Raw genomic sequence first — 22,468 nt, 5'->3', positions numbered from 1 at the left:
CGACAAACACGAAGGCCGCGAACTCTGTTGAGTCCGCGGCCTTCGTCGCAGTTCGTGAGAACCGCTTCTGTGGGCGAAGGGGGACTTGAACCCCCACGTCCCGAAGGACACTGGCACCTGAAGCCAGCGCGTCTGCCATTCCGCCACTCGCCCGAATGACCGAGGCAGCGTAACACTGCGAGCGCGTCGTTCCCAAACCGGCCGATCAGCAGGCCGATCAGGGTGCTGTCAGATTGTCAGAAAATCCTTAAGCTCATCTAGATCAGGTCACTGACCTGCATCGATCGGATTCTCAGAGTTCTGTTGGTCCCGCATAACCGCACCAGGCCGATACCATGCTTGTGAGCAGTGTGGCCAGAGCGACACGCGGGAGCACGGGTGGCCCGTGCCGAGGCGACGAACGACAACGAGAAAAGGCGGGCGGTGACATGGGTCTGGTCGACCGCATCGAACGCAAACTCGAGTCAACCGTCGGCGATGCGTTCGCCCGGGTCTTCGGCGGCTCGATTGTGCCCCAGGAAGTAGAGACGGCGTTGTACCGGGAAGCCGAGTCCCGAGCCCGTACCGTGGCCGGTGGACAAGTTTTGGCACCGAACGACTACGTAATTACGCTCAGTGGCACTGACTATCAGAAAGTAAGCGCCGATACTGACCTGACCTCGACCGCGTTCGCCAAGCATCTGGGGGGATTCATTCGTGATCAGGGGTGGCAAACGTATGGTGATGTGGTCGTTAGATTCGAGCAATCACCGAACTTGCACACCGGACAGTTCCGCGCACACGGCGCGGTCAACCCCGATTCGACCGCTGGCGAATCCGCGCGAGCCCAAGGCGACCATGCGTTCACCGCAGAATCAGGAGAACCACCTATGACCGATAACCCGAATTACCGCGGCGGCCAGGGACAAGGGCGGCCCGGCGACGACTATTACGACGACCGCTACGGCCACCCGCAGGACGATCCCCGCGGCGGCCAGTACCCGCCGGAACAGGGCGGTTACCCCCCGCAGGACCAGGGCGGTTACCCCCCTCAGCGCGGCGGCTACCCCGCCGGCGGCGACCGGGGTGGGTACCCCGATCAGGGCGGCTACCCGGACCAGGGTGGGTACCCGGATCAAGGCGGTTATCCAGACCAGGGTGGCTACCCCCCGCAGTCTTACGAGCAGCAGCGTCCGCCCGCCGGGTACGGCGGCCAGCAGGGCGCCGGTTATGACCGTGGCTACGGCGGCCAGCCGGGCGGCGGCTACGGCCAGCCCGCGCCGGGTGGTCAGCCCGGGTACGGCGGCGGCGAGTACGACTACGGACGTCAGGACCCGCGCCAGGGTGGCGGCTACCCCGAGCAGGGCGGCGGCTACGGCGGCGGTCAGCCCTACGGGCGCCAGGAGTACGGCCAACCGCAGGATTACGGCCGCGGCTACGCCGAGCCTCAGCAGGGTGGTTACCCCGAGCAGGGCGGATACGGCGAGCCCGGTTACGGCGAGCAGGGCGGCTACGGCGGCGACTACGGCGCACCGCAGGGGGGTCAGCCGGGGTACGGCGGCCAGCAGGGCGGCTACGGCGGCGGCGACTATGCCGCAGGCGGCGCTGCGGTCACGCTTCAGCTCGACGACGGCAGTGGTCGTACCTACCAGCTGCGCGAGGGCGCCAATGTGATCGGCCGCGGTCAGGACGCCCAGTTCCGGCTCCCCGACACCGGGGTGTCGCGGCGGCACCTGGAGATCCGGTGGGACGGGCAGGTCGCGTTGCTGTCAGACCTCAACTCCACCAACGGCACCACGGTGAACAACGCTCCGGTGCAGGAGTGGCAGCTGGCCGACGGCGACGTGATCCGGCTGGGCCACTCCGAGATCATCGTGCGCGTGCACTGAGCGTCTGAGACCGGACACACCTGAGTGGCAAGCACCCCGCTTCGCCCTCACGGCGATCGGCGTCCAAGTATCGTGACGTTGCCGACGGTAGCTGAGCGGTGCCAGCGGGGCGGATACGGAGAGGACGTCAGATGCAGGGGTTAGTGCTGCAACTGACGCGCGTCGGTTTCCTCCTGCTGCTGTGGCTGTTCATCTGGTCGGTGTTGCGCATCCTGCGGACCGATATCTATGCGCCCACGGGCGCGGTGATGGTCCGCCGGGGATTGGCTCTCCGCGGTTCCCTGCTCCCGAGCCGGGACCGACGCCATATCGCGCGGCAATTGGTGGTCACCGAGGGCGCGCTGGCCGGAACCCGCATCACGTTGGGTGCCCAGCCGGTGCTGATCGGCCGTGCCGACGACTCCACCCTTGTGCTCACCGATGATTACGCTTCGACGCGCCACGCCCGTCTCTCGCCACGAGGTTCGGAGTGGTACGTCGAGGACCTAGGATCGACCAACGGCACATACCTTGACAGGGCGAAGGTGACAACAGCGGTAAGGGTTTCGATCGGTACACCGGTTCGAATCGGTAAGACGGTAATCGAGTTGCGTCCGTGACGCCGCGCACGCGAGGAGCAGATCTGGCACCGCGCAGGCGAGGAGCAGGTTCGATACCGCGCACGCGAGGAGCGCGAGACACACTATGACCCTCGTTCTCCGATATGCCGCGCGCAGTGATCGCGGGCTGGTTCGCGCCAACAATGAGGACTCGGTGTACGCCGGGGCGCGGCTGCTGGCGCTGGCCGACGGCATGGGTGGCCATGCCGCGGGTGAAGTGGCCTCCCAGTTGGTCATTGCTGCGCTGGCCCATCTCGACGACGACGAGCCGGGCGGCGATCTGCTCGGCAAGCTCAACACCGCGGTCGGGCAGGGCAACGCCGCGATCGCGGCCCACGTGGAGGCCGACCCCGAACTCGAAGGCATGGGCACGACGCTCACCGCGATCCTGTTCGCAGGCAACCGCCTGGGCCTGGTCCACATCGGCGATTCCCGGGGCTATCTGCTGCGTGACGGCGAGCTGACGCAGATCACCAAGGACGACACGTTCGTCCAGACCCTGGTCGACGAAGGTCGTATCACCGCCGAGGAGGCCCACAGCCATCCGCAGCGCTCGCTGATCATGCGGGCGCTGACCGGTCACGAGGTCGAGCCGACCTTGATCATGCGTGAGGCCAAGGCCGGTGATCGCTACCTGTTGTGCTCGGACGGCCTGTCCGACCCGGTGAGCCACGAGACCATCCACGAGGCCCTGCAGATCGAGGATGTCGCCGAGAGCGCCGACCGGCTGATCGAGTTGGCGCTGCGCGGCGGCGGCCCGGACAACGTGACCGTGGTGGTCGCCGATGTCGTCGACTACGACTACGGGCAGACGCAGCCGATCCTGGCCGGCGCCGTATCCGGGAACGACGACCAGAGCGCACCGCCGGACACGGCTGCCGGGCGGGCCTCGGCGTTCAATCCCCGCCGCAACGAACCCAAACGCGTGGTCCCCCAGCCGGCCGAGCCGGATCGCCGGCCCCGGTCGCGCCGCCGCATCCTCATCGCGGCGGTGCTGCTGGTGCTGGTGCTCATCGGCGGGCTGGCCATCGGCCGGGAGATCATCCGCAACAACTATTACGTCGCCGAACATGAGGGCACCGTGTCCATCATGCGCGGGGTGCAGGGCACCTTTCTCGGCGTCTCGCTGCAGGAGCCCTACCGCCTGGGCTGTCTCAACGCCCGCAACGAACTGTCGCTGATCAGCGCCGACCAGGATCGCGGCCGGCTCGACTGCCGCTTGATGGCGGTCGACGACATGCGTCCCTCGGCCCGGGCCTCGGTACGCGCCGGACTGCCGGGCGGCACCCAGGACGAGGCCATCCAGCAGATAAACGACTTGGCCCGCAGCTCCGTCCTGCCCGTGTGCGCCCCCCGCACCGCGACCACGACGTCGAAGCCCACCCCGGCGCCCAGTCCCTCACCTTCCCCGTCGCCGTCGCCCGCGCCCGGTGCGAGCCCGGCCCCGACGCCGACGCCCAGCGGGGAGCCGCCAGCCCCCGAGACCCCCGCACCTGAGACACCGGGGCCCGTGGTCCCGACTCCGGCGCCGTCACCGACCGTCACCGCACTGCCTCCCCCACCACCCGAACCGGGGACGAACTGCCGAGCGGTGTCATGACAACTCAGCCCCAGTCGCCGGTTACCGTCATGCCGCCGCTACCCAATCGGCGCAACGCGGAACTGCTGCTTCTGGGGTTCGCAGCCTTCATCACCACCGTCGCGCTGCTGATCGTCGAGGCCAACCAGGAACAGGGCATCAGCTGGGACATGGTGAGCTACGTGCTCACCTTCATCGCATTGATGGGCGCCGCCCACCTGGCGATCCGGCGATTCGCGCCATACGCCGACCCGCTGCTGCTTCCGGTCGTGGCGCTGCTCAACGGCCTCGGCCTGGTGATGATCCACCGGCTCGATCTGGCCAAGGGCCAAACGGCCTCCGACGGGCTCGGCGGCACCGCCAACCAGCAGATGATGTGGACGCTGGTGGGGGTCATCGGATTCTCGGTCGTGGTGGCCTTGCTGACCGACCATCGCATGCTGGCCCGGTACGGATACATCTGCGGACTGACCGGCCTTGTGCTGCTTGTCATTCCGGCACTGTTGCCGGCGAAGTACTCCGAGCAGTACGGCGCCAAGATCTGGATCCAGTTTCCCGGCTTCTCCATTCAGCCCGCCGAGTTCTCCAAGATTCTGCTGCTCATCTTCTTCGCCGCGGTGCTGGTGGCCAAGCGTGACCTGTTCACCAGTGCCGGAAAGCATTTTCTCGGGCTAGACCTGCCGCGGCCCCGCGACCTGGCTCCCCTGCTGCTCGCCTGGGCGGCCTCGGTAGGCGTGATGGTCTTCGAAAAGGATTTGGGCACTTCACTTCTGCTGTACGCATCGTTCCTGGTGCTGCTCTACGTCGCCACCGAACGGCTCAGCTGGGTGGTTCTCGGGCTGGCCCTGTTCGCCGCGGGAAGCGTTGTGGCATACCAGGTTTTCGGCCATGTTCGGGTTCGCGTGGAGACCTGGCTGGATCCGTTCGCCGATCCTGACGGCGCCGGCTACCAGATGGTGCAATCGCTCTTCAGCTTCGCCACCGGCGGCATCTTCGGCACCGGGCTGGGCAATGGACAGCCCGGCACCGTGCCCGCCGCGGCCACCGATTTCATCATCGCCGCGATCGGCGAGGAACTCGGATTGGTCGGTCTGGCAGGCGTTCTCATGCTCTACACGATCCTGATCATCCGCGGCATGCGCACGGCGATCGCGGTGCGGGACAGCTTCGGCAAGCTGCTGGCCGCCGGGCTGGCCTCAACGCTGGCCATCCAGCTGTTCATCGTGGTCGGTGGCGTCACCAAACTGATCCCGTTGACCGGTCTGACCACCCCGTGGATGTCCTACGGCGGTTCCTCGCTGCTGGCCAACTACATCCTGCTGGCCATCCTGGTGCGCATCTCGCACGCCGCCCGCAGGCCGATCACCACCACCCCGACGCCGAACCCCACTCCCATCGCCGCGGCCAGTACCGAGGTGATCGAGAAGGTATGAACACCTCCCTGCGCCGGGTTGCAGTCACGATCATGGTGCTGATCGTGCTGCTGTTGGCCAACGCCACGATCACCCAGGTCTTCACCGCTGACGGATTGCGCGCCGATCCGCGCAATCAGCGGGTGCTGCTCGACGAGTACTCGCGCCAGCGGGGCCAGATCACCGCGGGCGGCCAGCTGCTGGCCTATTCGGTGGCCACCGACGGCCGCTTCCGGTTCCTGCGGACCTACCCCGAGCCCGAGGCCTACGCCCCGGTGACCGGGTTCTACTCGCTGGGCTACTCCAGCACCGGGTTGGAGCGGGCCGAGGACGCGATTCTCAACGGCTCCGACGAGCGGTTGTTCGGCCGCAGGCTCGCCGATTTCTTCACCGGCCGCGATCCGCGCGGGGGCAATGTCGACACCACGATCAAGCCGCAGGTGCAGGAGGCGGCCTGGGATGCGCTGCAGCACGGCTGTGACGGCCCCTGCAAGGGCTCTGTGGTGGCCCTGGAGCCCTCGACGGGCAAGATCCTGGCCATGGCGTCGTCCCCGTCGTACGACCCGAACCAACTCGCCACCCACGACCTGAACGCCCAGAGCCAGGCCTGGCAGCAGCTGCGGGACAACGAGCAGTCCCCACTGCTGAACCGCGCGATCTCCGAGACCTACCCACCGGGCTCGACGTTCAAGGTGATCACCACTGCGGCCGCGCTGCAGTCCGGCAGCACCCCCGACACCCCGCTGACCGCGGCGCCGCGCATCCCGCTGCCCGACAGCACCGCGACGCTGGAGAACTTCGGCGGCGCCTCCTGCGGCCCCGGCCCGACGGCCACGTTGCGCGAGGCGTTCGCCAAATCGTGCAACACCGCTTTCGTCGAGTTGGGGATCAAAACCGGGGCCGACAAGCTCAAGTCCACCGCCCAGGCATTCGGCCTCGACTCGCCCCCGCCGACCATCCCGCTGCAGGTGGCGGAGTCCACCACCGGGCCGATCGCCGACGCGGCCGCCCTCGGCATGTCCAGCATCGGCCAGCGCGATGTCGCGTTGACGCCACTGCAGAACGCGCAGGTGGCCGCAACCATCGCTAATGACGGCATCGCGATGCGCCCGTATCTTGTGGATAGCCTAAAAGGACCCGACCTGACCACCATCGCCACCACCGCGCCCGCCCAAGAGCGCCGGGCGGTGTCACCCCAGGTCGCAGCTACACTTACGGACTTGATGGTCGCCGCCGAGCAGGTGACTCAGCAGAAGGGAGCCATCGCCGGCGTGCAGATCGCTTCGAAGACCGGTACGGCAGAGCACGGGACGGATCCCCGTAACACCCCGCCGCATGCCTGGTACATCGCATTCGCACCGGCCTCCGACCCGAAGGTCGCGGTCTCGGTGTTGATCGAGGACGGCGGGGACCGGTTGTCGGCCACCGGCGGCGCACTCGCCGCCCCGATCGGACGCGCCACGATAGCCGCGGCGCTACGGGAGGATTCATGAGTCACCTCGCCGGAGGCGAGAAATGAGCCCGCGGGTTGGAGTCACGCTGTCCGGGCGGTACCGGCTGCAGCGGCTGATCGCCACCGGCGGCATGGGTCAGGTCTGGGAGGCCGTCGACTCACGGCTGGGCCGGCGCGTCGCGGTCAAGGTGCTCAAGGCCGAGTTCTCCACCGATGCCGAGTTCGTCGAGCGCTTCCGCGCCGAGGCCCGCACCGTGGCCATGCTGAACCACCCCGGGATCGCCAGCGTGTACGACTACGGCGAGACTGAGCTCGACGGCGAGGGCCGCACCGCGTACCTGGTGATGGAACTGATCAACGGCGAGCCGTTGAACTCGGTGCTCAAGCGCACCGGCCGGCTGTCGTTGCGGCACGCCCTGGACATGCTCGAGCAGACCGGGCGGGCACTGCAGGTGGCCCACACCGCCGGCCTGGTGCACCGCGACGTCAAGCCCGGCAACATCCTGATCACCCCGACCGGCCAGGTGAAGCTGACCGACTTCGGTATCGCCAAGGCGGTCGACGCCGCCCCGGTCACCCAGACCGGCATGGTGATGGGCACTGCCCAGTACATCGCGCCCGAGCAGGCCCTCGGCCACGACGCCACCGCCGCCAGCGACGTCTATTCGCTGGGAGTCGTTGGCTACGAATCGGTTTCGGGCAAGCGTCCGTTCACCGGCGACGGTGCGCTGACGGTGGCGATGAAGCACATCAAGGAGACGCCGCCGCCGCTGCCCGCCGATCTGCCGCCCAACGTCCGCGAGCTGATCGAGATCACCCTGGTGAAGAACCCGGGGATGCGCTACAAGTCCGGCGGACCGTTCGCCGACGCGGTCGCCGCGGTGCGCTCCGGCCGCAGGCCCCCGCGTCCCAACCAGGCTCCGACACTTGGCCGGGCTGCCCCGGCCGCGGTGCCGTCGGCCGCACAGGCCCGCGCCGCAGCAGATCTCTCGGGCCGCACCCCGGTGACCGCCACCAGGGCCAGGCCGACCGCGGCCGCCCATCGGCCCGCGCCACCCGCCCGGCGCACGTTCTCGTCGGGTCAGCGGGCCCTGCTGTGGGCCGCCGGGGTACTCGGCGCGCTGGCTATCGTGATTGCCATCCTGATCGTGCTCAACGCTCAGGACCGCAAGGACCAGCAGCAGTCACCACCGCCCACAGTCACCGACACGGTGACCGAGACGACGCCCTACCAGACCCCGGCAGCGTTGCCGGACCTGGCATTCCACGTGATCGTGCCCAGTGCGGCCGGGGTTGATGCTCCGGCCACATCGGGGGCACCGGAACAGATACTGCGATGACGACGCCTCAGCATCTCTCTGACCGATATGAACTCGGTGAAATTCTCGGCTTCGGCGGCATGTCCGAAGTTCATCTGGCACGCGACACGCGGTTGCACCGCGACGTCGCGGTCAAGGTGCTGCGCGCCGACCTGGCCCGCGACCCCAGCTTCTACCTCCGTTTCCGCCGCGAAGCACAGAACGCGGCGGCGCTGAACCATCCCGCCATCGTGGCGGTGTACGACACCGGCGAGGCCGAGACACCCAACGGCCCGCTGCCCTACATCGTCATGGAGTACGTCGACGGTGTGACGTTGCGGGACATCGTGCACGGCGAGGGCCCGATCCCGCCGCGCCGGGCCATCGAGATCATCGCCGACGCCTGCCAGGCCCTGAACTTCAGCCACCAGCACGGGATCGTGCACCGCGACGTCAAGCCGGCCAACATCATGATCAGCAAGAACAACGCTGTGAAGGTGATGGACTTCGGTATCGCGCGCGCCCTGGCCGATACCGGCAACAGTGTCACGCAGACCGCCGCGGTGATCGGCACCGCGCAGTACCTGTCGCCCGAGCAGGCCCGCGGTGAAACCGTCGACGCGCGCTCCGACGTCTACTCACTGGGTTGCGTGCTCTACGAAATCCTCACGGGCGAACCACCTTTCATCGGTGATTCCCCGGTGGCGGTGGCCTACCAGCATGTCCGCGAGGATCCGATCCCGCCGTCGCGCCGGCACACCGGCATCTCCCCGGAACTCGACGCCGTGGTGCTCAAGGCGCTGGCCAAGAACCCGGACAACCGCTACCAGACGGCGGCCGAGATGCGCACCGACCTGATCCGGGTGCACAGCGGTGAGGCGCCGGAGGCCCCCAAGGTGCTGACCGACGCCGAGCGGACGTCGATGATGAACTCCGGGCCGATGCTCGCCCAGGGTGGGGCCGCACCCACCCAGAACATGGTCGTGCCCCGACCGGCCGACCGTAACGCCTCGGTGGCCCGCTGGTTGATCGCTGTCGCGGTGCTGGCGGTGCTGACCGTGGTGGTCACGGTGGCGATCAACATGTTCGACGGCAGGCCCCGCGACGTGCAGGTGCCCGATGTGAGCGGCCAGCGTTCCGCCGATGCGGTGGCCGCTCTGCAGAACCGGGGATTCAAGACCCGAACCGAACCCAAGACCGACAACAAGGTGGCCCCGGGTGTCGTGATCGGTACCGACCCGGCCGCCAACAGCATGGTGGCTGCCGGCGACGAGATCACTGTGAACGTGTCGGGCGGCCCCGAGCAGGCCCAGATTCCCGATGTCGCAGGGCTGACCCCGGCCCAGGCCCGGCAGAAGCTCAAGGACGCCAAGTTCGAGAAGGTCAAGGAGACCACGAGCCCGTCGACGCCCGAGCAGAAGGGCAAGGTGCTCGCCACCAATCCGCCGGCCAACCAGACCGCGGGGATCATCTACGAGGTCACCCTTGTCGTGGGTTCGGGTCCGGAGAACACCACGGTTCCCGACTGCAAGGGCCAGAGCGCCGATGTGTGCAAGCAGATCCTGACCGCGTCGGGATTCACCAACACCGTCGTCATCGACATCGACCACACCGCACCCGCGGGTCAGGTGGTCGACACCGAGCCGACCTCGGGGACCTCGGTACCCAAGGACACGCCGGTGCAGATCCACGTGTCGAAGGGCAACCAGTTCGTCATGCCCAACCTGGTCGGACAGTTCTGGGATGACGCCTACCAGCGCCTGAGCGCGCTGGGTTGGACCGGTGTGCTGGACAAGGGGCCGGACGTACGGGACAGCGGTCAGCGCACCAATGCGGTGGTCACCCAGAGTCCGCCGCCGGGCACCGGGGTGAGCTTCGGTTCGAAGATCACGCTGAGTTTCGCGTCGTAGCCGCGGCGACGGCGCGGGCCACCTCGGCTTCGAGCGTGGCCACCAGGTTTTCCTCGGGAGCGGCACCGCACACGCCGAGCCAGTTGGCCAGCATGCGGTGCCCGCCCTGGGTCAGGATCGACTCCGGGTGGAACTGCACCCCGTGAATCGGCAGCTGCCGATGACGCACGGCCATGATGACGCCGCCGTCGGTCTGCCCGATGACCTCGAGCTCGTCCGGCACGGTCTCGGGCAGGATCGTCAGCGAGTGATACCTGGTCGCGGTGAACGGATCCGGGAGACCTTTGAGCACACCGGTGTCGGCGTGGTGCACGACGCTCGTCTTGCCGTGCAGCAGTTCGGGTGCCCGGTCGACGGTGCCGCCGAATGCCACCCCGATGGCCTGGTGACCGAGGCAGACGCCGAGTAGGGGAGTGCCCGCCGCGGCGCAGGCACGCACCAGCGGGATGGTGGCTCCGGCGCGTTCGGGGGTACCCGGGCCGGGGCTCAGCAGGACGCCGTCGAAATCGGCCGCCACCTTGGCAAGGTCGGCTTCGGTGGCCAGGCGATCGTCGTCGTTGCGCCACACCTGCGCGTCAACTCCGAGCTGGCCCAGGTACTGGACCAGGTTGAACACGAAGCTGTCATAGTTGTCGACGACCAGAACCTGCATTGACTTAGGCTACCGGCCCCGGGAAACGGCTTTAATAGCCGACGGGGCCCGCGGGTTTCGCGTAGCGCATCCGCAGCGGGTCGGTGTGTCCCACCAGCTCGACCTCGGCCCGCGGCTCTTCGGTGTAGCCCAGCCCGAACCGCACCACGTATTGCTTGTACAGGGTGACGTTCGGGGCGGCGGCCAGGGCGGCCTGCATGGCGGAGGCGTCGCCGATCGCGGTGATCACGTAGGGCGGGCTGTAGGTGCGGCCGTTGAGCAGCAGGGTGTTGCCGACGCAGCGGGGCGCAGAAGTGGCGATGATGCGCTGGTCCTGCATTTGGATGCCCTCGGCCCCGGCGCTCCACAGTGCATTCAAGACGGCCTGGATGTCTTGTTGGTGCACCACGAGGTCGTCGGGGGAGGCGTCGCGGGGAAAGCGCCCCTGAGCGTCGCGCTGGGCGTCGTTGAGGGTGACGACCAGCCCGGGGCCCCGCATCGGGACCGTGCCCGCGTCGGCGGCCAGTTCGGCCGAGCGGCGGGTGATCGCCCCGAGTGCGGCGTGCGATCCAGGGGATCCGCCGTGGTGGCTGTCGATCTCGGTCGACAGCGAATCACGCTGGGCGGTGAGCCGGTCCACCGACTGCTGAGCCTCGCGGACCAGGTCGACGAGCCGGGGCGCGTCGCTGCGGCGAATCTCGTCACCGCCGGAGACCCCGTGGGTGGCGGCCAGCAGCAAGCCCGCGGCCAGGCAGACCACCGGGACGCCGAAGCGCCAGGGGGATCGATCCGGTTGGTCCATCGCAGTCTCTCCTGGACGTGCAGCTACGTTAGGCTCGTGAGGCATCCTGCCTCATCGTCGCACCGTGTGACGCCGACTGTCCGCGAAGGTACCCATGCCCAAGTCCAAAGTCCGTAAGAAGAACGATTTCACCATCAAGCAGGTGAGCCGGACCCCGGTCAAGGTGAAAGCCGGGCCGTCGAGTGTGTGGTTCGTCGCGCTGTTCATCGGTCTCATGCTGTTCGGCCTGTTGTGGCTGCTGGTGTTCCAGCTGGCCGCGACCAATCCCGTGGACACCCCGTCCTTCCTCCAGTGGATGGCGGATATGGGTCCGTGGAACTACGCGGTCGCCTTTGCCTTCATGATCAGTGGGCTGTTGCTCACCATGCGCTGGCGTTGAGCGCGGACACCGCCATAATGAATTCATCTTACGGTTTTAGCGTTACCGGTTCAGCAACCTCGGCGATGCTCAATCACATCGTTGTGATTCATCCCCATTGGGGATAGCACCTGTGGATAACTCCATTAGTCGCGGTAAGAGGGTGTGAAGAACCCGTGCAGCAAACTCATTGGGGCCCACCCGCCGCCGGAGTCGCAGGTTGCGGCATAGGCGGACTTATGATGGCTATCGCAGCTGTGACCCTGATCACAGACCCGCCCGGACGTGTTCTTGCCGGCATAGCTGGGGTGGGATTGCTCACGTTCGCAACATTGTCGTGGCGGGCACGACCCAAACTGGCAATTAACCAAGACGGTCTCACGGTCGCCGGTTGGTGGAGTACCCGGACATATCGCCGCAATGAGATCCGGAAAATTCGCATCACGGAGTTCCGCCGAATCGCCCGCAAGGTCCGCCTGCTGGAGATCGACACCGTCGACGACCGCCTCGTGGTCCTCACCCGATGGGACCTCGGCACAGACCCGCTCGACGTCCTGGACGCGCTCACGGAGGCCGGCTACGCAGCCCCGTGACGAAAGGACCCCACACAACACGCGACGCCCCCGGCTTCGGGGGCGTCGCGCATTTGCAGGTGCGGGGTTGATCCCGTTATGACACGGTCACCGATTCGATGACGACCGGCTCGGTCGGCCGGTCGGAGCGATCGGTGGCGGTGGACGCGATGGCGTCGACGACCTTCTGGGACTCCGGATCGACTACCTCGCCGAAGATCGTGTGGCGCCGGTTGAGGTGCGGGGTCTGGCCCACCGTGATGAAGAACTGGGAGCCGTTGGTGCCCGGCCCGGCGTTGGCCATCGCCAGCAGGTAGGGCTTGTCGAACTGCAGCTCGGGGTGGAACTCGTCGGCGAACTGGAAGCCCGGGCCGCCGCGACCGGTGCCGGTCGGGTCGCCGCCCTGGATCATGAAGCCGTCGATCACCCGGTGGAAGATGACGCCGTCGTAGAACGGACCGGAGGTTCCGCCCGAGGCATTCTCGGTGCTGTAGTCCTTGGTGCCCTGCGCCAAGCCGACGAAGTTGGCCACGGTCTTGGGAGCGTGGTTTCCGAACAGTGCGATCTTGATGTCGCCGCGGTTGGTGTGCAGTGTCGCCGTCGCGGTCTGAATGGGGCTCGTCACGGCTACTCAGTCTGCCATCCCGGCCGCCGGCGACGGTCAGATACCCCACCAACGCCCCCAGACTCCCGCCGAGATGGCAATGTGGATCTCAGCCGACAAACCCCGGCCGCAGCTCACCTCCGCCGCCCGTGCCCAGAAAGGTGCCAGATGACCGCGAACGTCGATACCCGGTTGGCCCCCCGTCAGCGCCTAGCCCGCGGTTTGAAATACAGCACCGTCGGTCCGGTCGACGTGACCCGTGGCGTGGTGGGCATCAGTGCCAACACCGTGTCCGCCGCGGCCGCCGGCCTCCGTAAGCGCTACGAATCGGGCAAGCTGCGGCGTCAGCTCGCCGCCGCCGCAGGAGCGGTCGCGGCGCTGCCCGAGGTCCTGCAGGAGGCTGCTGCAGCGCCACAGGCCAAGCCGCGGCGCCGTCGCCGTCTGCTCCTGGCCGGGATCGCCGTGGCAACCCTGGCCGGTGGGGCCGTGGCATTTTCGATCGTTCGCCGGTCCACGAAGCCCGAGCCGTCGCCGTTGCCGCCCAGCGTCGAGGTCACCCCGAAGCCCTAGGGCGCCAGGGGAGGGGCGGCTATCCGTCCCCGTCCGCCGGGGCCGGCACCTGCGCCCCGCCGTTCTCGTCCGGGTTGTCCCCGGCACCGTGGTTCGGATTCGTGCAAATGGTGCCCTCACACGGGACGTCCGAGCCGTCGCCGTTCGGATTCGGCATCACCGCCCCGCCGTTCTCGTCCGGGTTGTCCCCGGCACCGTGGTTCGGATTCGTACAGATCGTGCCCTCACACGGCACCATCGAGCCGTCGCCATTGGGGTTGGGCATCATCGGCATCGTCGAGGTGCCGGGTGCACCCGGCGGGTGCGGCGCCGCAGGCACATTCGGTGTGCGTGGGGCCGCAGGCGCGGTCGGCGCGTGGCTGGTCGAGGTCCCCGGAGCCTCGGTGCCCGAGGGCGCCTGCTGACTGTCGTCGGTACCGCACGCGACGCCGCAGAGTAGGAGTGCCGCCGCGACAGGAATTATCTTGTGCAAACACAACATGTGAGGCGACGGTATCAATTGACGCCCGTGTTCTCGGGACATTGCTCAAGCCGTATCGGAAATGCTTGTTGCACAGGATGGTTCGCGTCAACGAGAAAAGCGGCTCCGGCAGCTGACCGGAACCGCTTCGCGACTGGATGGAGTTGTGGAGCCTAGGAGATTCGAACTCCTGACATCTGCCTTGCAAAGGCAGCGCTCTACCAACTGAGCTAAGGCCCCGTCTTCGGCTCGGACGGCTCTACGTCCGCCTCGTGCCAAATCTCGTCACCGTGACGTGATCGCCAGACGATCACCGCTGCGGCTGCGATGCCGGCCAGAAGTATGAACCGCATGGCGCAACCTCTCGATGATCACCGGTTACACCGGGTGTCGTGGGCCTAGGAGGACTCGAACCTCCGACCTCTTCGTTATCAGCGAAGCGCTCTAACCGCCTGAGCTATAGGCCCGAAAATTGGGATCGACCGAGCGCAGAGATTACCGCACCGAGGCGCAGACTCCCAAATCAATCCCGGTCGGCCAGCGTGACCTCGACTCCACCGACCAGATCGGTGGTCAGGTTGTAGATGAAGGCACCGATGGTGGCCATCGCACACAGCACCACGATGTTCACCAGGCCGATGAGCGCGGCCCCGCCGAAGATCGTTCCGCTGGAGACCAATTCGCCTCCTGAGGCGCCGCTCGCGCTGGTCAGGAGATCACCCACATTGCTGTTCAGCTTGCTCCACACACCCATCGCGCCGAGCACGAGGTACAGGAACGCGACCGCGATCATCCAGACGAAGAACAGCACCACCGACAGCACCAGTGAGACCTTCAGCACAGTCCACGGGTCCACACGGCGGATCTGCATGCTGGCCCGGACCGGCCCCTGATGGGCGGTGCGGTTGGCCACCTGGATCCGGGTGGTCGGGGTGTTGCTCGAGGATCTGGCCGCCGGAGTCTCGGCGGAGGGCTTGCGTTGCGCCGGACGCGGGGAGGGCCCGGACAGGTCCGGGATCTCACTCGCGTAGGCCTCGGACCGCACCGGCTCGCTGCGGGGGGCGGACGCCGCCGGTGCCGGCGACGACGGACGTGCCGGCCGGGGCTGCTGCTCGGTCTCCTGGTTCTCCGTGCCCGCGACGAAGCGCTGCAGCCGGGCCTCCACACCGGGGGAGTGGGCGCTCGGCGTACGGGCACTCTCGTCACGCGTCTCGGTTGCCGGGGGCGGCGGCGTGGTCCTGGCGGCTCCGCGCTGCCACGGCGGTGCCTCACCGGTTTCGGTGATCTGACCGCCGGCAGGCCGCGCCTGGACTCCGGCGGCCTTGCCGGTGGTCGAGGTGCCTTCGGCTCCCGCGGCCCCGGCACCTGAGCCGTTGGAGCTGCCGGGCCGGTCGCCCGCTCGCGGGTAGCCCGGCTCGCTCGGTGAACTCACCTAACAGCTCCTTAGCTCAGGCCGAGGTCCGCGTCGGACCCCGGCGACAGCGTCATTCCTCTTCAGCAGACTCGTCACCATCCGGATCCGAGTCCTCCTCGGCGTTGCGCGCGATCGCAATCAGTGTGTCGCCGTCGCCCAGGTTCATCAAGCGGACACCCTTGGTCTGGCGGCCTGCCTTGCGAACCTGACGTGCGGCGGTACGGATGACGCCGCCACCGGAGGTGATGGCGTACAGCTCCGTCTCGTCATCGACGATCAGCGCTCCGACCAGACTGCCACGTTTGCGGTCGTACTGGATCGTCAGGATGCCCTTGCCGCCGCGGCCCTGGACCGTGTACTCCTCGATCGCGGTGCGCTTTGCGTAGCCGCCCGCCGTCGCGACCAGCAGATATGTGTCCGGCTGGACCACATTGAGGGACAGCAACCGGTCATCCTCGTTGAACCGCATGCCCTGCACACCGGAGGTGGCCCGGCCCATCGGCCGCAGCGCCTCATCGGTCGCGGAGAACCGGATCGACTGCCCGTTCGCACTGACCAGCAGCAGGTCGTCCTCGGCCGAGCACAGCACCGCGCCGACCAGTTCGTCACCGTCGCGCAGGTTGATCGCCACGATGCCGCCGGATCGGTTCGAATCGAAGTCGACCAGCTTGGACTTCTTCACCAGGCCATTGCGGGTGGCGAGCACCAGATACGGCGCATCCTCGTACGTCTTGAGCTGGATGACCTGGGCGATGCGCTCCTCGGGCTGGAAGGCCAGCAGGTTCGCCACATGCTGACCGCGCGCGGTACGCGAGGCCTCGGGCAGCTCGTAGGCCTTGGCCCGGTAGACCCGACCCTGCGTGGTGAAGAACAGGATCCAGTCGTGGGTCGAGCAGACGAAGAAGTGGTTGACGATGTCGTCGGCCTTGAGCCCCGCGCCCTGGACGCCCTTGCCGCCACGTTTCTGGCTGCGGTACAGGTCGGTCTTGGTGCGCTTGGCGTAGCCCGTCTCGGTGATCGTGACCACGACATCTTCGCGGGCGATCAGATCCTCGTCGCTGACATCGCCGTCGGCAGGCATGATCCGGGTACGACGGTCGTCGCCGTACTTCTCCACGATCTCGGCCAGTTCGTCATGGACGATCTTCCGCTGGCGTTCCGGCTTGGCCAGGATGTCCTCGAGGTCGGCGATCTCAGCCTCGATCTTGGCCAGGTCGTCGACGATCTTCTGCCGTTCCAGGGCAGCCAACCGGCGCAGCTGCATGTCGAGGATCGCCTGGGCCTGGATTTCGTCGATGTCGAGCAGCTCGATCAGGCCGGCCCGGGCGATCTCGACGGTCTGCGACGCCCGGATCAACGCGATCACTTCGTCGAGCGCGTCGAGGGCCTTGACCAGACCGCGCAGGATATGGGCCCGCTCGTTGGCCTTGCGCAGCCGGTACCGGGTGCGCCGGACGATGACGTCGAGTTGGTGCGCGACGTAGTGCCGGATCATCTGGTCCAGGCGCAGTGTGCGGGGCACCCCGTCGACGATCGACAGCATGTTCGCGCCGAACGACGTCTGCAGCTGGGTGTGCTTGTAGAGGTTGTTCAGCACGACCTTCGCGACGGCATCGCGCTTGAGCTCCACAACGATTCGCAGGCCGACGCGGTCGCTGGACTGGTCCTCGATGTTGGAGATGCCGGCCAGCTTGCCGTCGCGCACCTGCTCGGCAATCGAGGTGATGAAGTTGTCGTGGTTGACCTGGTACGGCAGTTCGGTGATGACGATGCCGGTGCGGCCCCGGCTGTCCTCTTCGATCTCCACCACACCGCGCATCCGGATCGAGCCGCGGCCCGTGGTGTAGGCGTCCTGGATGCCCTGCGAGCCGACAATCAAGCCGCTGGTGGGGAAGTCCGGGCCCTTGACCCGCTCGCACACGGCGGCGAGAGTCGCCTCTTCATCCGCCTCGTGGTTCTCGAGGCACCAGTAGACCGCCTCGGCGAGCTCCCGCAGGTTGTGCGGCGGGATGTTGGTGGCCATGCCGACGGCGATACCGCCGGAACCGTTGGCCAGCAGATTGGGGAAGCGGCTCGGCAACACGGTGGGCTCTTGCACCCGGCCGTCGTAATTGGGGATGAAATCGACTGTCTCCTCGTCGATTTCACGCAGCATCTCCATGGCCAGCGGCGTCAGCCGGGCCTCGGTGTAACGCATGGCGGCCGCCGGATCGTTACCCGGCGAGCCGAAGTTGCCCTGGCCGTCGACCAGCGGGTAGCGCAGTGACCACGGCTGGGCCATGCGGACCAGGGTGTCGTAGATCGACGCGTCACCGTGCGGGTGGTAGTTACCCATCGTCTCGGCCACGGAGCGCGCGGACTTGGCGTGGCTGCGGTCCGGGCGGAAGCCGGAGTCGTACATCGCGTACAGCACGCGGCGGTGCACGGGCTTGAGCCCGTCCCGCACCTCGGGCAGCGCGCGACCCACGATCACGCTCATCGCGTAATCGATGTAGCTGCGCTGCATTTCGTGCTGGATGTCGACCGGTTCGATGCGGTCGGAGGCGCCGTCGCCGGGTGGCAACGTGGTGTCAGTCATGAGTTCCTCGCTCGTTGGCTCGGCTTGATGCGGTCAATGGCCATCTGGACGCGCCGTGAATCACGGTGGCGCACAGGGCAGATGCGTACTCGGAGTCACAGTGCCGCCGTGTGGTTGTACTCCCACTTTTCGATACTCGGCCCCAGCTCGGTGAGAAAAGTGGCGACGTGCGGTGTGGTTCCGTGCGCATCCATCGACTCCCTCGAGTCCCAATGCTCGAAACACAGGAACAGCGACGGGTCCTCGAGATCCCGGTAGAACTCGTAGGTGATGCAGCCCGGCTCGGCGAGCGTGGGTGCGACCAGACTCTGCATCGCTTCGGCGGCACGCTCGGCCGCGTCGGGGGCGACTTTGACCCGGATGAATGCTGTGTGCATCGGATGTCCTGCCTAAACGTCCAGGAAGCGAACGTCTTTGGCGTTGCGCGTGATGAAGCTGCGGCGCGCTTCGACGTCTTCACCCATCAGGATGGAGAACAACTCGTCGGCGGCGGCCGCGTCGTCAAGCGTCACCTGACGCAATACCCGCACAGTCGGATCCATGGTGGTTTCCCACAGTTCCTTGGCATCCATCTCGCCGAGACCCTTGTAGCGCTGGATACCGTCGTCGACGTTGATCCGCTTGCCCGCCGCCTTGCCTGCCTCGAGCAGACCGTCGCGCTCGCGGTCGGAGTAGGCGAATTCCGGTTCCTGACGCTGCCACTTGAGCTTGTACAGCGGCGGCTGCGCCAAGAAGATGTGCCCGTGCTCCACCAGCGGTTTCATGAAGCGGAACAGCAGGGTCAGCAGCAGGGTGGAGATGTGCTGGCCGTCGACATCGGCGTCGGCCATCAACACGATCTTGTGGTACCGCAGCTTGGAGATGTCGAACTCGTCGTGGATGCCGGTGCCCAGGGCGGTGATGATGGCCTGGACTTCGGTGTTCTTCAGAACGCGGTCGATGCGGGCCTTTTCGACGTTGATGATCTTGCCGCGCAACGGCAGGATCGCCTGGAACATCGAGTCGCGGCCGCTCTTGGCCGAGCCGCCGGCCGAATCGCCCTCCACCACATACAGTTCGGACTTCGTCGGGTCGGTCGAGCGGCAGTCGGCCAGCTTGCCCGGCAGGCCGCCGATGTCGGTGGCGCTCTTGCGCCGGACCAGCTCGCGGGCCTTACGCGCGGCGATACGCGCCTGTGCTGACGAAACCGCCTTGTTCACAACAGTTTTCGCCTCGGCAGGATTCGCCTCGAACCAGTGGGTGAGCTGCTCGTTGCAGATCTTCTGGACGAACGATTTGACCTCGGTGTTGCCGAGCTTGGTCTTGGTCTGACCCTCGAACTGCGGTTGGGCCACCTTCACCGAGATGACCGCCGCCAGTCCCTCGCGGATGTCGTCGCCGGTGAGGTTCGGGTCCTTGTCCTTGAGGAGCTTCTTGTCCTTGGCGTACTTGTTCACCACGGTGGTCAGCGCCGAGCGGAAACCTTCCTCGTGGGTGCCGCCCTCGTGGGTGTTGATCGTGTTGGCGAAGGTGTGCACGGACTCTGAGTAACCGGCGTTCCACTGCATCGCGATCTCGACCTCGTGGCCGGGGCCCTTGCCGTCGAAGTCGATGACGCTGGGCTGGATCGCGGTCTTGGTCCGGTTGATGTGCTTGACGAAGTCGACCAGGCCGCCGGGGTAGTGGAAGGTCCGGTGCTTCACCTTGTGCGGGGCGGAGGCTTCGGCCGCCGTCTCCTCGGCAGACTTGGGAGCGGCCGCGGTGTCGGCGACCACCTCGTCGACGACCTCGTCCTGGGTCACCCGTTCATCGGTGAGCTCGATGGTCAGGCCCTTGTTCAGGAATGCCATCTCCTGGAGCCGTCGGGCGATGGTCTCGAAGTCGTACACCGTGGTCTCGAAGACATTCGGGTCGGCCCAGAACCGGATGGTGGTACCGGTCTTCGTTGTCTTGTCACCCTGCTTGAGGGTTCCCGGCACCGAGTTGTCGTAGGTCTGGAACCACTCGTAGCCGTCCTTGTATATGTCGGCCTCGAGCCTGGTCGACAGGGCGTTGACCACCGAGACGCCGACGCCGTGCAGACCGCCGGACACCTGGTAGGCGCCCTCCTCGAACTTGCCGCCGGCGTGCAGGACCGTCATCACCACGTCGACGGTCGGGATACCCGTGGCGTGCATGGCGACCGGAATGCCACGGCCGTCGTCGGTGACCTGGACCCCGCCGTCCTCGAGGATGCGGACGTCGACCTTCGTGGCGAAGCCGGCCATCGCCTCGTCCACCGCGTTGTCGACGACCTCCCACACCAGGTGGTGCAGACCCCGCTCACCGGTGGAACCGATGTACATGCCCGGACGTTTACGAACCGCCTCCAATCCTTCGAGCACCTTGATCGAATCGGCGCCGTACTCGGTTGGAGCATTCTTCTTCTGGGCAGCCACGTCGGACGCGTCTCCTTGGGGTTCGCGGGAGGCGGTTGCGTCACCGCCCTGCAGATCTCGCCACAGTCTACCGGTCGACACCTACAGGGCCCACTCTGTAGCGGCGTTTCCACCTACCTAACTGCGCCGTGCGCGGAATTTCTCGGCCATTGGTGCCTCCGGACGCTCGGGAAGATTCATTTCGCGCGTCTCGGCGTTTCTGAGCGCAGTCCTACCCGTAGGTGTCCCGGGGACCGCGGCCGGCGACGTGATACCGGCCCTTCCGCCACGACGGGCCGACCGGGCCGACGATCTTCAGCGAGGTCACCACCCCGTCACCGACGGCGGCGGCGATCTTGGCCAGCAGCTGGGACTGCACCATGCGCAACTGGGTCGCCCACGCGGTGGACTCCGCCGAGACGGTCAACACGCCCTCGTTCAGACCGGTCGGGTTGGCATGGTCGGCGATCTGGTCGCCGACGACGGCCCGCCACCGGCCGAACACCGAACCCTCGGCGACCCTCGAGGACCAGCCCCGCACCCTGGCCAGGTCCTGCGTCGCGGCCCCGAGCGGTTGCGGATCGCGGACATCGGGACCCGGACCCGACCAGCTCCGGCGCCGCCCGGCATTACCCGCCACCCGCCGTACCGGCGCGCTGCGACCGCGGCCGACGTCCTTACCTTGACTGCGTGCCGCGCCTCGAGCCTCTTCCAGGGTGCGCCGCACCAGATCCATGCCCCGCATCCGGGTGAGATCTTCGGGAGACACCGCGGGTGTGGGCTCGGGGGTTTGTCCGGAATCGTCCGTCATGACTGCACCACCGATATCCGTCCCTGGTCGCCCTCGGTCATCCTGATCTCGACGCGGTTGACCGCCCAGTCCTGCGGGATGTCCTCGCCGACTGCCGCGGTCACCAGTACCTGCTCGGCTTCACCGGCGACGGCGGCCAGGGCCTGCCGGCGCGCGGTGTCCAGCTCGGCGAACACATCGTCGAGCAGCAACACCGGGTCGACACCGTCCGACCGCAGCAATTCGTACGCCCCCAACCGCAGGGCCAATGCCATCGACCACGATTCACCGTGACTGGCAAAGCCTTTCGCGGGCTGATCGCCGAGCCACAGCTCGAGATCGTCGCGATGAGGACCCACCAGGCAGACCCCGCGATCCAACTCCGCGTCGCGGCGCCGCGCCAAGGCGTCCAACAATGCGGCCTCGTAGAACTCCGCGGGTTCGGGGCCGGGAGCGTTTTCGATCGCCTCGACACTGCTGCGGTACCGGATGGCTGCGGGCCTGCTGGACGGCGCCAACAACTGATAGGCCTTCTGGACTTCCGGATGTAGCTGTTCGACGAGCGCGATGCGGGCCGCGATCAACGCCGCACCGTGCGCGGCGAGGTGCCCGTCCCAGACATCGAGAGTGTCCAGTACGCTGCGATCACCTCGATAACGTGCTCCCGCAGCGGTTTTCAGCAGCGCCGTACGTTGGCGCACGACCTTGTCGTAATCGGCACGGATACCGGCGATGGCCGGCCTGCGCGTGGTCGCCAGCTCATCGAGATAGCGTCGGCGTTCACCCGGGTCGCCGCGGACCAGCGCGAGATCCTCCGGACTGAACAGCACCGCCCGCAAGACGCCGAGAATTTCGCGGGGTGAGCGGACCGGCGACCGGTTCAGCCGGGCCTTGTTGGCGCGACCGCTGGTGATCTCGAGATCGACAGCCAGTTCCCGCCCCTCGTTGACCACGATGCTCGAGACGATCGCGCGTGGCGCGCCCGCGCGGATCAGGGGCGCGTCGGAGGCCACCCGGTGCGACCCCAAGGTGGCGCAATACCACAGTGCCTCAACGAGATTCGTCTTGCCGAAGCCGTTCGATCCGACGAAGACCGTGCGGCCGGGCTCGAGCTCGAGCTCGACATGTGCCCAGGACCGGTAATCGGTCAGTCCCAGGTGACGGACATACATCG

Annotated in this window: 20 protein-coding genes and 3 tRNA genes; 11 read left to right on the top strand and 12 right to left on the bottom strand. The window is 67.1% G+C overall.

What is annotated here, in order from left to right; genetic code table 11:
• Nucleotides 1–70 precede the first annotated feature (70 nt).
• Nucleotides 71–153: transfer RNA gene (locus G6N57_RS06210), tRNA-Leu, on the bottom strand.
• Between the two features lie 275 nt (nt 154–428).
• Here G6N57_RS06210 and G6N57_RS06205 point away from each other — a divergent pair.
• From G6N57_RS06205 to pknB, 7 genes are all read left to right on the top strand, one after another.
• On the top strand, nt 429–1,868 hold the full coding sequence (locus G6N57_RS06205; RefSeq protein WP_097926322.1) for an FHA domain-containing protein: 1,440 nt from the start codon (nt 429–431) through the stop codon (nt 1,866–1,868).
• A 131-nt stretch (nt 1,869–1,999) separates the two neighbouring features.
• Nucleotides 2,000–2,467, top strand: coding sequence for an FHA domain-containing protein FhaB/FipA (locus tag G6N57_RS06200; protein WP_029110475.1), 468 nt, complete (start codon nt 2,000–2,002; stop codon nt 2,465–2,467).
• 85 nt (nt 2,468–2,552) lie between these two features.
• Nucleotides 2,553–4,067: a PP2C family protein-serine/threonine phosphatase gene (locus tag G6N57_RS06195; RefSeq protein ID WP_097926323.1), complete on the top strand. Its 1,515-nt coding sequence runs from the start codon at nt 2,553–2,555 to the stop codon at nt 4,065–4,067.
• The gene (locus tag G6N57_RS06190; RefSeq protein WP_077739724.1) at nt 4,064–5,479 is read left to right on the top strand and encodes a peptidoglycan glycosyltransferase RodA; all 1,416 of its coding nucleotides are present in this window, start codon (nt 4,064–4,066) and stop codon (nt 5,477–5,479) included. The genes G6N57_RS06195 and G6N57_RS06190 overlap by 4 nt, the downstream gene beginning before the upstream one ends.
• Complete coding sequence (gene pbpA, locus G6N57_RS06185) at nt 5,476–6,951, top strand: D,D-transpeptidase PbpA (RefSeq protein WP_077739723.1); 1,476 nt, start codon at nt 5,476–5,478, stop codon at nt 6,949–6,951. The genes G6N57_RS06190 and pbpA overlap by 4 nt, the downstream gene beginning before the upstream one ends.
• A 22-nt stretch (nt 6,952–6,973) precedes the next feature.
• A complete protein-coding gene (locus tag G6N57_RS06180; protein WP_097926324.1) occupies nt 6,974–8,251 on the top strand; it encodes a serine/threonine-protein kinase in 1,278 nt (425 codons plus the stop codon).
• Nucleotides 8,248–10,119: a Stk1 family PASTA domain-containing Ser/Thr kinase gene (gene pknB / locus G6N57_RS06175; protein WP_077739721.1), complete on the top strand. Its 1,872-nt coding sequence runs from the start codon at nt 8,248–8,250 to the stop codon at nt 10,117–10,119. The genes G6N57_RS06180 and pknB overlap by 4 nt, the downstream gene beginning before the upstream one ends.
• Here the strand turns inward: pknB and G6N57_RS06170 are convergent.
• Nucleotides 10,097–10,771, bottom strand: coding sequence for an aminodeoxychorismate/anthranilate synthase component II (locus G6N57_RS06170; RefSeq protein ID WP_077739720.1), 675 nt, complete (start codon nt 10,769–10,771; stop codon nt 10,097–10,099). The two genes, pknB and G6N57_RS06170, sit on opposite strands and share 23 nt — an antisense overlap.
• Nucleotides 10,772–10,802: 31 nt before the next feature.
• On the bottom strand, nt 10,803–11,552 hold the full coding sequence (locus G6N57_RS06165) for a DUF881 domain-containing protein (protein ID WP_077739719.1): 750 nt from the start codon (nt 11,550–11,552) through the stop codon (nt 10,803–10,805).
• 94 nt (nt 11,553–11,646) lie between these two features.
• Here G6N57_RS06165 and crgA point away from each other — a divergent pair, with 94 nt between their 5' ends.
• Together crgA and G6N57_RS06155 are read left to right on the top strand one after the other, a co-directional pair.
• A complete protein-coding gene (gene crgA / locus G6N57_RS06160) occupies nt 11,647–11,931 on the top strand; it encodes a cell division protein CrgA (RefSeq protein ID WP_036443688.1) in 285 nt (94 codons plus the stop codon).
• 155 nt (nt 11,932–12,086) lie between these two features.
• On the top strand, nt 12,087–12,503 hold the full coding sequence (locus G6N57_RS06155; protein ID WP_077739718.1) for a PH domain-containing protein: 417 nt from the start codon (nt 12,087–12,089) through the stop codon (nt 12,501–12,503).
• Nucleotides 12,504–12,579: 76 nt separating this feature from the next.
• Here the strand turns inward: G6N57_RS06155 and G6N57_RS06150 are convergent, their stop codons facing one another.
• Nucleotides 12,580–13,107 carry a peptidylprolyl isomerase gene (locus tag G6N57_RS06150; RefSeq protein WP_036443685.1) on the bottom strand — a complete coding sequence of 176 codons (528 nt, stop codon included), beginning with the start codon at nt 13,105–13,107 and terminating at the stop codon, nt 12,580–12,582.
• Between the two features lie 147 nt (nt 13,108–13,254).
• On the opposite strand from G6N57_RS06150, the gene cwsA reads away from it, so the two are divergent.
• Together cwsA and G6N57_RS32285 are read left to right on the top strand one after the other, a co-directional pair.
• Nucleotides 13,255–13,656 (top strand): cell wall synthesis protein CwsA, encoded by a 402-nt coding sequence (gene cwsA, locus G6N57_RS06145; RefSeq protein ID WP_077739717.1) that lies wholly within the window; start codon nt 13,255–13,257, stop codon nt 13,654–13,656.
• Between the two features lie 107 nt (nt 13,657–13,763).
• Nucleotides 13,764–14,060, top strand: a complete 297-nt coding sequence (locus G6N57_RS32285) for a hypothetical protein (RefSeq protein WP_174814459.1) — start codon at nt 13,764–13,766, stop codon at nt 14,058–14,060.
• 223 nt (nt 14,061–14,283) lie between these two features.
• Here the strand turns inward: G6N57_RS32285 and G6N57_RS06130 are convergent.
• From G6N57_RS06130 to recF, 8 genes are all read right to left on the bottom strand, one after another.
• Nucleotides 14,284–14,356: transfer RNA gene (locus tag G6N57_RS06130), tRNA-Ala, on the bottom strand.
• 153 nt (nt 14,357–14,509) lie between these two features.
• A tRNA-Ile gene (locus tag G6N57_RS06125) sits at nt 14,510–14,583 on the bottom strand.
• Between the two features lie 56 nt (nt 14,584–14,639).
• Nucleotides 14,640–15,548, bottom strand: a complete 909-nt coding sequence (locus G6N57_RS06120; protein WP_077739716.1) for a DUF3566 domain-containing protein — start codon at nt 15,546–15,548, stop codon at nt 14,640–14,642.
• 52 nt (nt 15,549–15,600) lie between these two features.
• Nucleotides 15,601–18,108: a DNA gyrase subunit A gene (gene gyrA / locus G6N57_RS06115; RefSeq protein WP_036443680.1), complete on the bottom strand. Its 2,508-nt coding sequence runs from the start codon at nt 18,106–18,108 to the stop codon at nt 15,601–15,603.
• A gap of 95 nt (nt 18,109–18,203) precedes the next feature.
• Nucleotides 18,204–18,485 carry a putative quinol monooxygenase gene (locus G6N57_RS06110; protein WP_077739715.1) on the bottom strand — a complete coding sequence of 94 codons (282 nt, stop codon included), beginning with the start codon at nt 18,483–18,485 and terminating at the stop codon, nt 18,204–18,206.
• Between the two features lie 12 nt (nt 18,486–18,497).
• Entirely contained in the window at nt 18,498–20,525 is a 2,028-nt protein-coding gene (gyrB, locus tag G6N57_RS06105; protein WP_077739714.1) for a DNA topoisomerase (ATP-hydrolyzing) subunit B, read from the bottom strand.
• A gap of 211 nt (nt 20,526–20,736) precedes the next feature.
• Complete coding sequence (locus G6N57_RS06100; protein WP_077739713.1) at nt 20,737–21,315, bottom strand: DUF721 family protein; 579 nt, start codon at nt 21,313–21,315, stop codon at nt 20,737–20,739.
• Nucleotides 21,312–22,466 carry a DNA replication/repair protein RecF gene (gene recF / locus G6N57_RS06095; protein WP_077739712.1) on the bottom strand — a complete coding sequence of 385 codons (1,155 nt, stop codon included), beginning with the start codon at nt 22,464–22,466 and terminating at the stop codon, nt 21,312–21,314. Before recF ends, G6N57_RS06100 begins: the two co-directional genes overlap by 4 nt.
• Nucleotides 22,467–22,468 lie beyond the last annotated feature (2 nt).

The organism is Mycolicibacterium boenickei (assembly GCF_010731295.1).
Classification (GTDB): Bacteria; Actinomycetota; Actinomycetes; order Mycobacteriales; family Mycobacteriaceae; genus Mycobacterium; species Mycobacterium boenickei.
Note: the sequence above shows the minus strand (reverse complement) of the source record. Positions and strands in the feature narration are given on the sequence as shown.

Excerpts from the sequence above, each read along its gene's own strand:
- G6N57_RS06205 (WP_097926322.1), top strand. The coding sequence starts at position 429 with ATGGGTCTGGTCGACCGCATCGAACGCAAACTCGAGTCAACCGTCGGC.
- G6N57_RS06200 (WP_029110475.1), top strand. The coding sequence starts at position 2,000 with ATGCAGGGGTTAGTGCTGCAACTGACGCGCGTCGGTTTCCTCCTGCTG.
- G6N57_RS06195 (WP_097926323.1), top strand. The coding sequence starts at position 2,553 with ATGACCCTCGTTCTCCGATATGCCGCGCGCAGTGATCGCGGGCTGGTT.
- G6N57_RS06190 (WP_077739724.1), top strand. The coding sequence starts at position 4,064 with ATGACAACTCAGCCCCAGTCGCCGGTTACCGTCATGCCGCCGCTACCC.
- pbpA (WP_077739723.1), top strand. The coding sequence starts at position 5,476 with ATGAACACCTCCCTGCGCCGGGTTGCAGTCACGATCATGGTGCTGATC.
- G6N57_RS06180 (WP_097926324.1), top strand. The coding sequence starts at position 6,974 with ATGAGCCCGCGGGTTGGAGTCACGCTGTCCGGGCGGTACCGGCTGCAG.
- pknB (WP_077739721.1), top strand. The coding sequence starts at position 8,248 with ATGACGACGCCTCAGCATCTCTCTGACCGATATGAACTCGGTGAAATT.
- G6N57_RS06170 (WP_077739720.1), bottom strand. The coding sequence starts at position 10,771 with ATGCAGGTTCTGGTCGTCGACAACTATGACAGCTTCGTGTTCAACCTG.
- G6N57_RS06165 (WP_077739719.1), bottom strand. The coding sequence starts at position 11,552 with ATGGACCAACCGGATCGATCCCCCTGGCGCTTCGGCGTCCCGGTGGTC.
- crgA (WP_036443688.1), top strand. The coding sequence starts at position 11,647 with ATGCCCAAGTCCAAAGTCCGTAAGAAGAACGATTTCACCATCAAGCAG.
- cwsA (WP_077739717.1), top strand. The coding sequence starts at position 13,255 with ATGACCGCGAACGTCGATACCCGGTTGGCCCCCCGTCAGCGCCTAGCC.
- G6N57_RS32285 (WP_174814459.1), top strand. The coding sequence starts at position 13,764 with ATGGTGCCCTCACACGGGACGTCCGAGCCGTCGCCGTTCGGATTCGGC.
- gyrA (WP_036443680.1), bottom strand. The coding sequence starts at position 18,108 with ATGACTGACACCACGTTGCCACCCGGCGACGGCGCCTCCGACCGCATC.
- G6N57_RS06110 (WP_077739715.1), bottom strand. The coding sequence starts at position 18,485 with ATGCACACAGCATTCATCCGGGTCAAAGTCGCCCCCGACGCGGCCGAG.
- G6N57_RS06100 (WP_077739713.1), bottom strand. The coding sequence starts at position 21,315 with ATGACGGACGATTCCGGACAAACCCCCGAGCCCACACCCGCGGTGTCT.
- recF (WP_077739712.1), bottom strand. The coding sequence starts at position 22,466 with ATGTATGTCCGTCACCTGGGACTGACCGATTACCGGTCCTGGGCACAT.